This is a genomic window from Gracilibacillus salitolerans (assembly GCF_009650095.1).
GTDB classification, from domain to species: Bacteria; Bacillota; Bacilli; order Bacillales; family Amphibacillaceae; genus Gracilibacillus; species Gracilibacillus salitolerans.
In genome coordinates, this window is record NZ_CP045915.1 from 3,378,024 (window position 1) to 3,392,437 (window position 14,414).

Sequence of the window (14,414 nt, forward strand, 5' to 3'; positions counted from 1 at the left end):
TAAAAAAGAGGTGCTTTAGCGAAAATAGCGGAATAAATGTCCGCTGATCTCTCATCTTTCTGTTTCGATTGACGTTAACTCTAAAAGGCTATGTATTACTTTTACTCCTGAATTACTTTTATGTTTTTTTCGATTCAACCATACCCCTACCATCCCTGCTTTGTTACTTCCAATTGCATCCGTTTCAAGTCTATCCCCTACATAAATACTTTTACGAAGTTGAGCTTTCGCTTGCATACATGCTTTTTGAAAGATAGAAGGATTTGGTTTAGCCACTCCTATTTCACTTGAAGTAAAAATATGTTCAAAATAATGATCTATCCCTACACTCTCTAATTTTTCGAATTGTTGTTGATAATTGCCGTTGCTAATAACCCCAAGACGAATCCCTTGTTGTTTTAAGGCCACTAAGCAAGGGACGACATCTTCAAAAACAGACCAATTTCTTTTATACAAAATCAAATAATTGTTGAATATGTTATCTGCCTGCAAGTCATTTAAATGATAACCAAATATGTCTTTTATACGGAACCTTCTCTGTTCCTGGAATGTTAATTCATTTGATAAAAATTTTTCGAAATACTTTTTTGATAATTCAAACCACATATCAACAAGTTCATTTTCACTACATTCTAGCTCATCTGCATACTTCTTATAAAAATCAATTGCTCCCTTTTTTTCTGCACTTTCGTGGTCTAGTAATGTTGCATCAATATCGAAGAATATCACTTGGACTTTCCCCCATAGTTTAATATAATTTGTTCAAAATGTGGTACTCTTATTTTGTAACCAAGTATATTCATTGTTCTCTAATTTATTGTATTAACCTTGCTCAATAAGTACACAAATCTTCTAATTATTTAATTGCTTTCCAAATTGTCCATCTATCCTTTTCGGTTATAATTTCGTCTTTTGGAATGGATTGATCTATATGATTTATTAACACATTTATTTCACCATCATCTAATTCGTGTAAAATACTTCTTCCAGTTCTTTGATGTAAATCCTTTAGTAACAGTTCTTTGGTATCATACACTTTTCTTGTTTCCCACAACTTAACTTCTTCAATTTCTCTAAAACCATTATCCTTTAAGGTTTCCATTACAAATTGGCTCTTGTATCGACGATTATTCTCTTTCTCAATCAATTTTGGAAAAAGTTCAAAAAAATAACCTCTGATGTTGTTATCTGTACCTTCTAACAAACAATCTTCAGGAGTTCGATCTTGAATAAGAAAATATCCATTTTCATTCAAAACTCGGTATGCTTCTTGAAAACAAGAGTACAAATCTTTAATATGATGTATTAATGCTCTTTCTAACAATAAATGATAACTATCACTATCTAACCCCGTTTCCAAGGCATTTCCATGTTTAAATGATATGTTTTTATAAGCTTTACAGTTTTCCCTTGCGCCTTTTAGAATAGCTTCGGAAAAGTCGACACCAGTAACGTTTTCAACACCCATGTCAGAAAGTGCCTTCGAATAAATTCCCCCACCACATCCAATATCTAAAGCCTTCGATATATTCTTGATAGGTACAAAGTCTTTTATTACTTCAGTCCATGAGTTATCAGCAATTCGAGTTGTGTAAGACATACGACTTTTTTTACTATGGAAATCAATTCCCATTCTACATCCCTCATCTCTGTTCTAGTAAAGGCCTTTAAATATTACTGTAAAACTATATTTTCTTTGCCAAACAAAACATTTCTGCAAAATCATTGACAATTGTCTTGTTAGGATTAGTTTTTATATCGTATCTCATTCTTTCTAATCCTTTCTCATAATCTTCATCATGGATTAATGTAAGTACGGAAATATCTCTATTTTCAACGTGGTCTATGTAATCTATCACCTTTATATTTTCCATTCTGTACGTGATTTCAAGATTAACTTCAAAACCTCTTGATGTAAGCTCATTATAAATAACATCTTTATTCCAAAATCTTTTTAAATCTTCATAATAAGCTGACGGAAAATAATGATAAGCCCACCATTTAGGCATATCATGTATTGCTATATTATGTAATTTATAAATACCACCTTTTTTTAGTACCCGATATATTTCATTTAAAGCTGCTCCCTTATCCATATAATGATGGAAGGCATAGCTATTCGAAATAAAGTCAATTGTTTCCGACTCATAAGGCATATCCGCTACATCTGCTTGAATCAACTCTACATTCTTCACTTTTTCCTTTGCCTTATTCAACATTTGATCTGATAAATCTAATCCGCTCCACTTAATATCTAACCCATTAAAATAATTTGTTTGTTTTTCAAGGTAAAGACCTGTTCCGCAAGATAAATCCAGTACATCGTATTCTTTTTGCCTATTGTTTTCAATGTATTCTTTTAAATCATTATCAAAGCTTATTTCATTAGCTCTATATTGATTTTTATCGTACTTTTCAGCGATTTTAGAGTAATTAGTTATTTTCATATTCTTACCTCCCTAACTTCCTTTAAAAGCATAATTAATTTTTAGTTAGAATTTAAATAATCCAAGACAGTATGAACTCTTTCCGACACTGTATAATCTCCTTCGATCCTTAAAATCGGACAAGATAAATCTGTCATCCAATGTTCATGTAAAGCTTTGCTTCTAACATCCATACCGGCATGATCATACAAGGAAGCCCATTCTAAAAACGCTTTTGATTGGTCGTATTTGCTACCACCAACTAATATTTCTTGTCCATACCTTTGAAATTCTCTTTCTCGCAATCTTTCAAGCCTGATATCTGAAGGAATCCATAAAAAAATAACCAAATCAAAACAATTTTTAAAGGTATCGCCCCAACCACAAACTGCTCCAGATAAAATCCAATTTTCATTTTGCGATAAATCCGGTTTAAGTATTTTTCTTCTCTCTGGTACTTGTCTTTGTTCTGTAAATTTGGTTATCCAAAAATAATCATCTGTATCAAGATGTCTATGAGGTAACACGTATGACAATGAAGCACCAAGTGTTGAAGTTCCAGCACCAGCCGCTCCCATTATATGAATTTTCCTGTACAATTTTTCTCCTCCCATATGATGAATGATAAATAATTTATTGGCCATATATAGCTCTACTTCTTAACTTCTCCTATTAAACGGCAAATTCTCCTTGCAAGAAATATTACTAAGAGACCTACATGAGTGATAGAATCAGGCTTAGATATCCTTTATACTTAATTAACCGTTTACAATTATTCTTAATTTATTTCCTCCTCTATTACTTTCATAATATCGTATGCACCTTCTGACTTGTTCGCACACACTACAACTTTATTTCCGCTCCCAGGATAATAAGCAGAATGAAAACTAACACCTGGATCATACCCCATAACGTGATATTTATAAATATCTTTATGTTTTTTTTCAATCCAAACACCGTATCCATAACAACTATCCTGATCATCCGTTTTTACATGAGGAGTAAGCAACTTCTTCGTATATCTCTCACCTAAAAGTTGATTATCTGTGAGTGCGTCCCATAACTTAATCATGTCTTTCACCGTAGTGTATGCTCCTCCGTCAGAGCCACCTTTTACGGGTAGCGAATAAATATTTGTCTTCCAATTTCCATCCGGGAAGTCAATATACCCTAGCGCTGTGTTTTGCGGTAAAGCATCGAACTCAAAATATCCTGATTGATCCATTCCTGCTTTATTAAAAATATTTTCCTGAATATAATCTGAAAAGCTAAAGTTACTTGCCTGTTCAACAATTAAACCGAGTAAAATATATCCTGCATTATTGTAATGAAATCTCTCGCCAACTTGTAGTTTCATAGTATTGTCTTGAAATAATGGTAAAAAGTCCTCTAAACTTCTTATCGTATACATCGGGTATTTAATCCATAATTCTTCAAAATCGTTCATTACTTCTTCATCAAAATAGTCAGGTATTCCAGAAGTATGTGTTAGAAGATGATGAATGGAAATTGATTGATCGAAATGTGGAAAAGAGATGTCCAGACAGTCTTTTAACTTGGTCTCAAATGATAGATTACCTCTCTCAACCAGTTGACAAATAGCTATCGACGTAAACAGCTTACAGCCTGATGCAATACCAAAGCGAGTATCTACTTTATTTTCAATCTGCTCTGTACGGTTTGCAAAACCATAACTCTTCTCTGCTACAGTATTATTTCTATCTTGCAAAATAACTGTTCCTGAGAAATCATTTTTTTCCACAGCATTGTTAATCCGGTTAACAACATTTTCCTCCATTATCAAATTCATTCCCTTTTATTTAATTGTTCTTACGTCAAAAGTCATGCTAGATCCGTATCTTCACACTTTAATACTAACATAATATTCCAATAATAAATTGCATTTACCCAAAAAAAGACGTCTTTTTCCTCATATTGCTTTAGTCGTATGAAGACACGAATAGTCCTCAATTTATGCAACATAATGATGATCGTGCCAATTATAGCTTTAAAAAATGTTTGATCAAAAGCTTCTCCTAAGAATCACATTTTCGATAAAAAAGATTCCACTTTGAAAAAGATTGATCAAAATGGATTTTTTCTTTGTGAAATAATTCTCAAATTTTATATTTGAACATTTTCTACTATTGATCTTCAACAATCGCACCCTATTAAGGAATAACATAAGTTAACAAAAAAGCATCGTTTCATGTTGTTTGTTCAAAATAGCAATCGAAAAGAAACCTAAGCATCATTCAGATGTTACGATTGAAGAACAAAAACTAAGGAGTTGATTATTATGGCCGTGAAACTTACCCCTTATTTAAATTTGGAAGGGAATGCAAGAGAAGCGATTCAGTTTTATGAACAAGCAATTGGTGCCAAAGTCCTCACAATTATGACTTATGGAGATATGCCAGATATGCCTAATACTTTTACAGATGATCTAAAAGAACTTGTGGCACACGCAAAGTTACAAGTAGGTGAAACGGAACTCATGTTTTCGGATGTTCCTGATGGTTCCCCTGTTGAAAAGGGTAAACAAGTAACAATTTGTATTTCAACGAATAATGTGGAAAAATCAAAACGAATTTTTGATGCTCTACAGCAAGAAGGTACAGTCAATATGCCGTTTGAAGAACAACCTTTTAGTCCAGGTTTTGGTGATGTAACAGACAAATTCGGTGTGACCTTTCAGGTTAATACTGAAATTCAAAACTAAAATATAACTGGAATGTAAGCATAAATGCAAGCACTCCAGTTTTTTTTCACTCTCCTTTTTCCACAAATCATCGCAAATCTAATCTACATAGGTATATTCATCGACAAAATTTCCAAAACCTCATCTAAAGTCATATCCTGCTTAGAATTCAAACGCAACGCAACTCTTTCATCAAATTTAAGTAATTTAGTTGTTTCGTTAGGTACTATAACACAAGGTATTTCAGCACGAATAGAAGCTAATGAACCATTCGGGGAGTCTTCAAATACGACAGCTTCTTTAGGACTAATCTCAAAATAACTAAGAACTTTTTGGTACAGGTCTGGTTCGGGATTTACATTCTCAACATCATCAGAGGTACAAATATAATCAAAATAAGATATAATACCTAATTTATTTATATGGTACTCAATCCAACTTCTTGTAGAACTTGATGCAAGGGCGATTTTAATTCCAAGTTGTTTAGCTCTTTCTAAATAATCAACAACACCTTCTCTTGGAGATTTACCTTCCAATAATTCTTGATATAAATTACTCCGTTCAATTCTAATCTTGTCTCTACTGATTTCTGGGAAATTCACTAATAACCGTTCATAGGGGGCAAACCTCAGAGAACTACCAATAGAATTTATCCACTCTCCAAGTGGAAAATCTACATTATATTTTTTATATAATTCCTGAAAGGCTTGGAGGTCATAAGTTTCAGTGTCAAAAACTAATCCATCAAAATCAAATATTATTACCTTAACCATTATTCAATCCCCCAAACTAAATAACTATTTATAACCATTCTACAAGGCAAATACCAATTCCTTGTTAAACAATCCTGCTTCGTTAACAAATATGCATATACCCTTATTGAAGAAACGCTACCCGTTTGTGGTAGAAGATTTTAGCCTTCTACACCATCTTTCGGATTCCACATACCTTGTAATTTCCTAATATAAAGAATCTGTCCAGTGTGGTATGTTATATGAATAGTAAGATGAGCAAGTACAGGTGCCCACTTGTCAATTTTATTAGCATTAGCTTCTTCCACAACGTTCTTCCATTCAGACATTATGCCATTAATGCACTTAACCGTGTCTTCCCAATTTAATTTTCCTTTGTTTCTAAAGGTATTATTTTGAACCTCTCATGACTAAAGTCACGAGATTCTTGGGAAGAGAGCATACTTGCGAGATTATTTCTTTACTAGCAGCGGTTTCTCTTATTTACCAAGCTATCCCCGTAGTACCTACGGTTGTTTGTTTTTAATGATTATACCAATGTGTACCGCCTTAGACCTTCGGCCAAGATATTTTTACTAGCATTGATGTCACGATCATGATGGGCATGACAAACAGGACACATCCATTCTCGAATGTCGAGTGATTTCTTGCCATCTCGATGACCACATTCCGAACATAGTTGACTAGATGGAAACCATTTATCCACCTTGATGATGGCACGACCGTACCATTCCGCTTTGTACTGTAATTTCGCAACAAAGCTAGACCATGATACGTCAGAGATACTTTTCGCTAGTTTGTGATTACGCAACATTCCTTTTGTGTTTAAATCTTCCATACAGATCACATCGTGGGTTTTGATGATTTCTGTTGAGAGCTTATTTAGAAAGTCGTTGCGTTGGTTCATTACTTTTTCATGTAAGCGGGCCACTTTTCGTTTTTGCTTTTGATAGTTTTTCGCTTCAAACAGGCTAATGCCATTCTTTTTTGCAACTAATGCTCGTCTGGACAATTTACGTTGCTCCCGTTTAAGTTTCGCTTCCATTTTGGCCGTGAACCTATGATTGTCTACTTTATGTCCATCCGAAAAAACCGCAAAATCTGTGATGCCAAGGTCCAGCCCTATTGCCGAATCTGTCTTGGGTAAATCGTGCATTTCTTCTTCGCAAAGAATCGACACAAAAAAGGTACCACTAGCTTGTTTGCGAATGGTTGCTTTTACAATACGTCCTGTTGGTTCTTGACTTTTAGCACATGTAACCCATCCAAGTTTGGGTAATTTTATATACTTGTCGGAAATGGCAATATTGTTATTCGTGAATTGCGTGGTGTAACTTTGAATAGGGTTCTTTTTGCTTTTGAAACGTGGTTGATCATTTTGGTGGGTAAAAAAACGCGAAAATGAATCTGCAAGGTTTCGAAGAGCGTTTTGAAGGGAAAACTTATCTACTTCACGAAGCCATTCTGTATCGGGTTGTTTCTTTAAATGGGTTAACAACTTAGAACAAGCGGAATAAGTGAGGCCTTTTCCCGTAGCATAGATCGCATTCCATTGATCCAAAAAATAATTATAGACAAACCTGGAACAACCTATTGTCTTCGTGATAAGAATGGCTTGTTCTTTGGTTGGATAGATTCTATATTTATAGGCTTTGTGTCGCAACATCGTATTCACCTCCTACCCTTTTTCTGATGATGGATGCAAAGGCCTAACCATACTTCCTAATGAATAGCTGAAACAGAAAAAAGATCCTTTAAAATAGCATAACATACGTTTGGTGCCAAATATACTATTACCTTTAAAATATGTCGGTTGATTAACATAGCTAAAGCTATGCCTCAACCGAAGCTTGCTAACTCACGACTGAAGTCACGAGTTTGCGCAAGCTATATCATCAACATTTTTTTCGTTTGGTATGCCTTTAAAGCTATTTAAATATCGCTGATTGTAGAATATTAAGTGATTTACTATTTCAAAGATAGAGTTAGTCGTTTCACTTGGTTTCCAGCTGGCTTGTTCTTCAGTAAGACCATCAATTGAATTTAGTAACGCTACAAACCAAGTATTTTCATGACAAGCATTTAACTGTGCTAAAAAAATATCTTTCACATTCATCTTTTTTCCTCCTTCTTATTAAACAATCCTGCTTCTTAGCGGAACAAGGTTGCAATTGGAGGTTTAAAACAAAGTTTGATTAATTACCTCGATTCAGCAAAAAATCAGAGCCTGCATTTGAAAAAAATATTGATCAAAACAGGCTCTTAAATATTTTGTTCCAGAAAGTTTTTAAAAAAGAGTTTGATCATTTTCTGCTTCTGTTATTGAATTAAAGTCCCTCTTCAATACTAACAGGCGCAATAAGCTAATAAGCGTTTAGTTAAAGACCCCCTGACACTCGAATGAGTTCGCCATTAATATGTCCATTCGCCTCTGAACCGAGGAATAAAACCAAATTTGCTACTTCTTCGGGTGTAGTTAATCGTTTTGTAGGCGTTTGATTCGCGATCTCTTCTCTAATGTTATTTGGTAACACACGTTTGGCACGTTCAGTTAGGGTCATACCTGGTATGACACAGTTACTTAATATTCCGGCATCTGCTAATTCAACAGAAAGCGTACGGGTTAATCCGTGCACCCCTGCCTTCCCAGCTGCATATGCACCCGCTCCAGGCAATCCTTCATCCGCAATACTGGACGAAATATTAATAATTCTTCCCCACCTTGAATCCCTCATTGCTGGTAAAGATGCTTGAATGGTTTGGTATGCCCCTTCTAGTGTAGAGCGTATCATACTTTGCCATTGTTCAGGTTCAACATCTTCAAATCTTGTCATTCCTGTTGGATTCCCCCTCGCTCCCCACTGGACAGCGTTATTGACAAGAATATGAAGTGTCCCCCACTCATCTAAAACGTGCTGAACCGCAGCGAATATCGACGCTTTATCACTTAAATCATACCGCGTGATTATTGGCGTACCTCCGACCTCCCTTACTCTTTCTGCTGTCTTTTCTGCTCCATACCGGTCAGAATGATAGGTGATGGCAACACGGGCACCTTCTCTCCCATAGGCTACGGCTGTTTCCCTACCTATTCCCGATGAACTACCAGTAACGAGAACTACCCGATTGTTTAGACCCATGTTCATTATATTTCCCTCCTAGAAAATGAATTTTTTTCTGTACTAGCAGTTCCCCACCCACAATCTTTTAAAAATTTATTAATAGTTGTAAGTGTAAGTGAATACTTTTCTTTCGTTAATGTCATGTCAAATGTGAAACCATTTTTGTTAAAATAACGAATCATTTCAGCCATATCAAATCCAAATTGCTCTTCAACTTGATTTATAGGGATTTGATGATAAGTAATCTTTCTCCCGAGAAGATCAGACATCACCCTGATAATTTCTTTATAGGTGATCGGTTCGGGTCCACCAAGATTAAAGACTTTTCCTATTAGCTCAGAGTTAGATAAAGACAAAAGTGCAAATTGTGCTAAATCTTTAGAAAAAAGATAGTTAATCGGTGTCTCTAAATCAGTAGGACTCGCTAATACTCCTTTCTGTAGTACACTTTCTTTTATCCAATCTGCATTCAAGGCGTCCATAAATGTACATGGGCGTAAAATTGTATAGGGTATTCCTGATGACTCGATATATTTCTCTAGATGTCCTTTCACCTCAAAGTGTGGCACATTCGTCTTCTCATTTGCTCTATATACAGATGTATAGATAATGTGTTCTACCTTGGCTCGTTTCGCGGCATCAACGAGCATTCGAGTAATAGTATCCTCATCAGCTGCTGGGTTTTCTCCCCTTCCTAGAATAGATACAACGAGAATATCAGTATCTCTCATCGCTATTTCAATAGCATTTTTATTTCTTAAGTCAACCTCAATTGGCTCTACCCCTTTTGTGTTTGTGAAGACACGACCTTTTCCCTTTCCTGGTCTAACTGTAGCTTTAACCCTATAACCACTCTCACTAAAAACCTCTACATATGCTCTTCCCGCCGTTCCTGTAGCACCAGCAACTAAAATGTTTTTATGATACATTCATATCCATCCCCTCTCAATTATTTAGACGGCTAACTATAATAGGAAAATAATTCCCGACAAATAGATATCTGCCGAGAAATTTTTTATAATTGTCGTTTCAAATAAGAGAGCTGTTCCTTTAGATTTAAACGTTCTTCAGACGTTAATCCTTGTAGAATTTGCTCTTCAATGTCAGACCAAGATTGAACGACTTGTTGTTTCAGTCTCCTCCCTTTTTCAGTTAAGAAGATACGAGAAACACGGGCATCTGTCGAATCTCGCCTTCGTTCCAACAAACCTGTCTTCTCCATTCGATTAATCATTTTTGTAATCGTAGGTGGCTCTACATTCAGGCTGCGAATAATTTCTGACTGGGTAATCCCATCTTTTTCCCACAACGCCATAAGAATCATATCCTGGCCTACATGTATACCTAACTTCGAAAACCTTGTACTAATTTCCTGACGATGCAGTTTTGCAATTTGTACGATTAAATAGCTGACACTTGATTGTAACTCACTATTTTTCATTGTTAACCTCTTTCATTTTATTTAGCCGTCTAATTAAATAGTATAATCGGTTTATTTTCTGATGTCAACATCTGATCAAGTTGGTATTAGGAGATACGTACCTAAAATTATTCCATCAAGATTCATTATAAGCACATACCTCTTGTAAACGTATTCTCTAAAAAGCTTTTCTGATGAATCTGCCAACATTATTAATTCCAATGGTAATTCTGCACCTTATTTTATTCTCATATCCACTTGAACACCTTGTTCTTTTTTAGGCATAATAACGCCCCTTTGAATAATCATATCCAAAGGGTAAAGCTTCGGAATTTTTTTGTAAACATCGCAACTTTATTTCAAATCAACAGCAATTCCTTATTCAAGGAAAGCACCAGTTAGCTGAAGATATATATTCTTCCTGGAACACTAGCTGTTCCGAGACATTCATAGCCAATTTGTTCAAACTCTATTTTTTGAACCAAAGTAAGCTCTAATGACTTAGGAATTTCGACTAATATATCAAAAATGGGCTTTCAATTGAGTCCGGAGTCAGAAGTACTACCAAAGTGCTCAAACGTGACATTTAGATCGAAGATAGGTTTTAATGACCTTATTTCTTCCTCATACCAATGCTTCCATTTAGTATTAAAGTTTGAAATTGAAATTTCTTCATCAATGTCCATATGCAACTCTCCAACCTAATTATTTATAATTACTTTATTTGATTTTCTTTGTTTATATCCTGATCGTAAGTACAACAAATAAAAAAACTGCCGTGGTAGCCCTTATTTCTTCAACTCTTGCACCCGATTCTTGAATAAGCTACTACATAATGATGGTGTTCCATGACATAACTTCGAGTTACTTTAATTACTTCTATAAGAACAGCTATTTTTTATTATAAACAGAAAATCCAATGGTTCCTTCTAGATTATAAGGAGATGAGACATCCCCATAGTACTTACCACCAATCAAATTGTAATAAGAAATAATCCCACTTTGATTGTTCGATTTATACGATGTGCAATTTCCAGTATTTGCGCTGCATAAACGGACGTTAACTGTTCGTGGGGTAGCAACTCTAACTACAACATTACCACCATTGGATTTCACGTACATTTGCCCGTCCCATCGTCCATCATTTGTTTTAAATGTATATAGTCCAAATTTTGTCCACTCAGCTGACACAGGAGAAGAAAAGATCATTGATGCAATAGAAAGGACGGCAGATAAAATCAACACAGACATAAACCTTTTTACCATCTGGTTCACCTCCCTTTCCCCCTTACATAACAGTATTCCAAGCGAACACGTGATATTCAAATAAAGTAAAACTTCAATCAATATTTTGTATGCAAAATTTCGGCTTTGATTCATGTGATTATTTATTTAGCATTTAACCTCTATATAAGAAATCATTTTTAACATTATTTCTTTGAATTGTGAGTTAAATAAAATAGTTTTTGACTAATTTGATAGATACATTCCTCCCTTATTTATTACGCATAAGGGGTCAAATATGAATTTTATCGGAATTCTTTGTTAGAGAATTGCGCCCGATTTTGGAAGATCATTGTAGATGCTTTATTAAACAAAAGCACTCGATAGTTCAATAAGATTTTATTACATATTTTATTCGAATTACGTAATCAAGAAATAAATTCTTAACTAAAATGTAATCCAAAAGTTACCATCGTTTTGATATAATTTATATAAGAACCTCAGATTCTGTTTATTCTTTAAAAGTTAGGAGTTGACCTCAATGTACGTAATTTCAAGAAAAATACGAGGGACAAAAGAAATCCTAAAAGACTCAAACAGAGATTCGAATAAAAAATTCTCTAATTTCTCTAGCGCAACAACCTTTGTTAAAAAACTTAACTTTCATATCCAGCCAGATAAACAATGGTATGTAGAAAATGAATAAATAATAAATCAATGTAGGTGTTTACCTACATTGATTTATATCACATTCGAGTCTAGTACGAATAAAAACTTTCTCTCACTCTTCCCCTTTTTGAAATATGCTACTGCGTTAACTTAATAAGAGCAGACGGAAATTCACAATATCTTATTCAACTCTTGCACCCGTTTGTTGAAGATGAAATCTCTATTTTTTGTTTATTTTTGATATTAACAATGACACGTGAAAGTAAATATTAGAAGCAACAATGCCGTATATTGAAAATGAAATGACTTCTAATTGATAGATATTTTGACTGAAAATAATAAGAAAAATAACGCCAACAAGGGTACCAACTAATGAATATAAACCTAATCCGACAAAGTATTTTTGCCATTTTGTCTTTCCTGTAGAATTCTTAATTAATTTATCAATAAAGATTGAAAGTGGTAATCCGATCAGAAAATAAACTGGACCAGCATAAATAATGACAAAAGCAAACGTTTCTAAAAAACCAAAATAATAAACATTAGGTTCCCTTTGAGAACTTGGTACATAAGAAATCCAAGAGAAAATAGTCGCAAATATAATCACAGATAGTGCTGCTGTTAAAAACTTTGTCATCATTTCACACCCTTTATGCTGTTGAACTAAACTGCCAGTTAGTTCAATATCTTTGTAATTTAATTTTAACATAATATTCCAACAATTCATCCACAAAAAGAAAAGACCACCAAATTAATGATAGTCTTGTTCAACTCTTGCAACCCGTTAATTTAAGATGAGACTAATCCAAAAAGCCTTAAAAAAGCGTACAAAGTAAATCCTGTCCCGATAAATATGATAATAAATCTAATGATAAATCTAATTATCCAATGGAGTTTAGAACGAATGAAAAAATCAATAATACCAATAGATAAGAACAAAACCCCTATAATAAAAATGATTAAAATTTCTAACGAATTCACTTCCCTACACCTGACGATATTCCTATTACCATCATTCGTTTCACCTTAGATCACCTTCTTTTAACAGATTTAAAATCTATTAAGAGTGTTCAATTTATTTAAACAAAAACTACCATTAACTTAATAAGTCAACTGTAAAAGATGCGTTAATCTTTCTGAATTAACGCTCTAGTTATTGTTTAGTGAAGAACTAAATAATTTCCAACGAGTGTAAATACTTTTCCATTTCATGCCTTGTTTTATGAAAATACTCATTATTATGTCTGCCGTAATTAAAATAGCCATGTGCCATACCCTCAACTGTTTTTAAGGTTATATCATTTCCCTTTTCTTTCATCTGTTTAATAAATTTTTTATTTTGTTCATACAGGTCGTCAGTTGTTCCACAAATCCATAATGTAGTGGGCAAGCATTTTTTAACGTTATGAATTGGCGAAAGTCGAATAGCTTCTTCGAGTAATTGAGGGTACCGCCTTCTCATGATGTCAATCCCATCCATCCCCGCAGCAAAAACAATTAAGAAATTGGGTATATGGTCGGTACTTTCATGATCATATTCCTTATCATCATTTATTTCCTTAAACATAATCGAAGAAACAGTAATGTATCCGCCTGCTGATGAACCACATACCACTATTTTATTCGGATCTACTCCCAATTCAGAGGAATTCCTCCTTACCCATCGGACAGCGGATTTAACATCACATATTGCTTGAGGTGGTAAGAAACCTTCATCAGATCCATTTCGGTAATCAACACATATTGCCACCATGCCCTTAGAAGAAAAATATTTTGCTTGATGTTGGAACTGTGCTGGGGTCTGGGGATCCTTTTTAAAGCTACCTCCATTAAAAAATAAAATAACTGGTCTGTTTTCTTGGTGTGCTTTTGGTTCAAATATGTACAATATTAAATTTCTATCCTGTACCACTTTATAAGTTCTTTCAGCTATCGGGAAATCAAACTTGATTTTATTCATCGGACAACCACCTTAAAATAATTATTCATTTTTAAAACTTATTATTTAATTCTCTACTCATCTCCGATAATCCTTCTGAAATCAATCCATCTTCACCAAAATATCCTGCTTTTTAGCACGGTAAACATATATTGTAGTTG

18 protein-coding genes are annotated in these 14,414 nt (G+C 34.2%); 2 read left to right on the forward strand and 16 right to left on the reverse strand.

What is annotated here, in order from left to right; translation table 11 throughout:
- Nucleotides 1-51 precede the first annotated feature (51 nt).
- From GI584_RS16210 to GI584_RS16230, 5 genes are all read right to left on the reverse strand, one after another.
- Nucleotides 52-729 (reverse strand): HAD family hydrolase, encoded by a 678-nt coding sequence (locus tag GI584_RS16210; RefSeq protein WP_153791855.1) that lies wholly within the window; start codon nucleotides 727-729, stop codon nucleotides 52-54.
- A 127-nt stretch (nucleotides 730-856) separates the two neighbouring features.
- Nucleotides 857-1,633, reverse strand: coding sequence for a class I SAM-dependent methyltransferase (locus GI584_RS16215; RefSeq protein ID WP_100359737.1), 777 nt, complete (start codon nucleotides 1,631-1,633; stop codon nucleotides 857-859).
- Between the two features lie 52 nt (nucleotides 1,634-1,685).
- Complete coding sequence (locus GI584_RS16220; RefSeq protein WP_153791856.1) at nucleotides 1,686-2,447, reverse strand: class I SAM-dependent methyltransferase; 762 nt, start codon at nucleotides 2,445-2,447, stop codon at nucleotides 1,686-1,688.
- 41 nt (nucleotides 2,448-2,488) lie between these two features.
- Nucleotides 2,489-3,025, reverse strand: coding sequence for an ATP-binding protein (locus GI584_RS16225; protein ID WP_153792992.1), 537 nt, complete (start codon nucleotides 3,023-3,025; stop codon nucleotides 2,489-2,491).
- 179 nt (nucleotides 3,026-3,204) lie between these two features.
- Nucleotides 3,205-4,224 (reverse strand): serine hydrolase domain-containing protein, encoded by a 1,020-nt coding sequence (locus GI584_RS16230; RefSeq protein WP_153791857.1) that lies wholly within the window; start codon nucleotides 4,222-4,224, stop codon nucleotides 3,205-3,207.
- 501 nt (nucleotides 4,225-4,725) lie between these two features.
- Here GI584_RS16230 and GI584_RS16235 point away from each other — a divergent pair.
- Nucleotides 4,726-5,148 (forward strand): VOC family protein, encoded by a 423-nt coding sequence (locus GI584_RS16235; protein WP_153791858.1) that lies wholly within the window; start codon nucleotides 4,726-4,728, stop codon nucleotides 5,146-5,148.
- A gap of 83 nt (nucleotides 5,149-5,231) precedes the next feature.
- Here GI584_RS16235 and GI584_RS16240 read toward each other — a convergent pair whose 3' ends face one another.
- The 9 genes from GI584_RS16240 to GI584_RS16280 all read right to left on the reverse strand — a co-directional run bounded on the left by GI584_RS16240 (nucleotide 5,232) and on the right by GI584_RS16280 (nucleotide 11,687).
- Complete coding sequence (locus GI584_RS16240; protein ID WP_153791859.1) at nucleotides 5,232-5,900, reverse strand: HAD-IA family hydrolase; 669 nt, start codon at nucleotides 5,898-5,900, stop codon at nucleotides 5,232-5,234.
- Nucleotides 5,901-6,040: 140 nt separating this feature from the next.
- Nucleotides 6,041-6,187: a hypothetical protein gene (locus GI584_RS16245; RefSeq protein WP_194842013.1), complete on the reverse strand. Its 147-nt coding sequence runs from the start codon at nucleotides 6,185-6,187 to the stop codon at nucleotides 6,041-6,043.
- Nucleotides 6,188-6,408: 221 nt separating this feature from the next.
- A complete protein-coding gene (tnpB, locus tag GI584_RS16250) occupies nucleotides 6,409-7,545 on the reverse strand; it encodes an IS200/IS605 family element RNA-guided endonuclease TnpB (protein ID WP_153791861.1) in 1,137 nt (378 codons plus the stop codon).
- Nucleotides 7,546-7,749: 204 nt separating this feature from the next.
- Nucleotides 7,750-7,995 carry a DinB family protein gene (locus GI584_RS16255; RefSeq protein WP_228552259.1) on the reverse strand — a complete coding sequence of 82 codons (246 nt, stop codon included), beginning with the start codon at nucleotides 7,993-7,995 and terminating at the stop codon, nucleotides 7,750-7,752.
- Between the two features lie 262 nt (nucleotides 7,996-8,257).
- Nucleotides 8,258-9,025, reverse strand: coding sequence for an SDR family NAD(P)-dependent oxidoreductase (locus GI584_RS16260; protein ID WP_153791862.1), 768 nt, complete (start codon nucleotides 9,023-9,025; stop codon nucleotides 8,258-8,260).
- On the reverse strand, nucleotides 9,025-9,930 hold the full coding sequence (locus GI584_RS16265) for an SDR family oxidoreductase (RefSeq protein WP_153791863.1): 906 nt from the start codon (nucleotides 9,928-9,930) through the stop codon (nucleotides 9,025-9,027). The genes GI584_RS16260 and GI584_RS16265 overlap by 1 nt, the downstream gene beginning before the upstream one ends.
- Before the next feature lie 86 nt (nucleotides 9,931-10,016).
- A complete protein-coding gene (locus GI584_RS16270) occupies nucleotides 10,017-10,442 on the reverse strand; it encodes a MarR family winged helix-turn-helix transcriptional regulator (RefSeq protein WP_153791864.1) in 426 nt (141 codons plus the stop codon).
- A 515-nt stretch (nucleotides 10,443-10,957) separates the two neighbouring features.
- Nucleotides 10,958-11,107, reverse strand: coding sequence for a GrpB family protein (locus GI584_RS24415; RefSeq protein ID WP_153791865.1), 150 nt, complete (start codon nucleotides 11,105-11,107; stop codon nucleotides 10,958-10,960).
- 205 nt (nucleotides 11,108-11,312) lie between these two features.
- Nucleotides 11,313-11,687, reverse strand: coding sequence for a hypothetical protein (locus tag GI584_RS16280; protein ID WP_194842014.1), 375 nt, complete (start codon nucleotides 11,685-11,687; stop codon nucleotides 11,313-11,315).
- A gap of 499 nt (nucleotides 11,688-12,186) precedes the next feature.
- Between GI584_RS16280 and GI584_RS16285 the strand changes: the two genes are divergently transcribed.
- Nucleotides 12,187-12,351: a hypothetical protein gene (locus GI584_RS16285; RefSeq protein WP_153791867.1), complete on the forward strand. Its 165-nt coding sequence runs from the start codon at nucleotides 12,187-12,189 to the stop codon at nucleotides 12,349-12,351.
- Nucleotides 12,352-12,534: 183 nt separating this feature from the next.
- On the opposite strand, the gene GI584_RS16290 is transcribed toward GI584_RS16285, so the two are convergent.
- Both GI584_RS16290 and GI584_RS16295 read right to left on the reverse strand, forming a co-directional pair.
- Complete coding sequence (locus GI584_RS16290; protein WP_153791868.1) at nucleotides 12,535-13,023, reverse strand: hypothetical protein; 489 nt, start codon at nucleotides 13,021-13,023, stop codon at nucleotides 12,535-12,537.
- 462 nt (nucleotides 13,024-13,485) lie between these two features.
- Nucleotides 13,486-14,274, reverse strand: a complete 789-nt coding sequence (locus GI584_RS16295) for an alpha/beta hydrolase (protein WP_153791869.1) — start codon at nucleotides 14,272-14,274, stop codon at nucleotides 13,486-13,488.
- Nucleotides 14,275-14,414: the final 140 nt, after the last annotated feature.

Coding starts and splice junctions, on each gene's coding strand:
- GI584_RS16215 (WP_100359737.1), bottom strand. CDS start 1,633: ATGGGAATTGATTTCCATAGTAAAAAAAGTCGTATGTCTTACACAACT.
- GI584_RS16265 (WP_153791863.1), bottom strand. CDS start 9,930: ATGTATCATAAAAACATTTTAGTTGCTGGTGCTACAGGAACGGCGGGA.
- GI584_RS16290 (WP_153791868.1), bottom strand. CDS start 13,023: ATGTTAAAATTAAATTACAAAGATATTGAACTAACTGGCAGTTTAGTT.
- GI584_RS16285 (WP_153791867.1), top strand. CDS start 12,187: ATGTACGTAATTTCAAGAAAAATACGAGGGACAAAAGAAATCCTAAAA.
- GI584_RS24415 (WP_153791865.1), bottom strand. CDS start 11,107: ATGGACATTGATGAAGAAATTTCAATTTCAAACTTTAATACTAAATGG.
- GI584_RS16235 (WP_153791858.1), top strand. CDS start 4,726: ATGGCCGTGAAACTTACCCCTTATTTAAATTTGGAAGGGAATGCAAGA.
- tnpB (WP_153791861.1), bottom strand. CDS start 7,545: ATGTTGCGACACAAAGCCTATAAATATAGAATCTATCCAACCAAAGAA.
- GI584_RS16280 (WP_194842014.1), bottom strand. CDS start 11,687: ATGGTAAAAAGGTTTATGTCTGTGTTGATTTTATCTGCCGTCCTTTCT.
- GI584_RS16240 (WP_153791859.1), bottom strand. CDS start 5,900: ATGGTTAAGGTAATAATATTTGATTTTGATGGATTAGTTTTTGACACT.
- GI584_RS16255 (WP_228552259.1), bottom strand. CDS start 7,995: ATGAATGTGAAAGATATTTTTTTAGCACAGTTAAATGCTTGTCATGAA.
- GI584_RS16260 (WP_153791862.1), bottom strand. CDS start 9,025: ATGAACATGGGTCTAAACAATCGGGTAGTTCTCGTTACTGGTAGTTCA.
- GI584_RS16230 (WP_153791857.1), bottom strand. CDS start 4,224: ATGGAGGAAAATGTTGTTAACCGGATTAACAATGCTGTGGAAAAAAAT.
- GI584_RS16270 (WP_153791864.1), bottom strand. CDS start 10,442: ATGAAAAATAGTGAGTTACAATCAAGTGTCAGCTATTTAATCGTACAA.
- GI584_RS16295 (WP_153791869.1), bottom strand. CDS start 14,274: ATGAATAAAATCAAGTTTGATTTCCCGATAGCTGAAAGAACTTATAAA.
- GI584_RS16220 (WP_153791856.1), bottom strand. CDS start 2,447: ATGAAAATAACTAATTACTCTAAAATCGCTGAAAAGTACGATAAAAAT.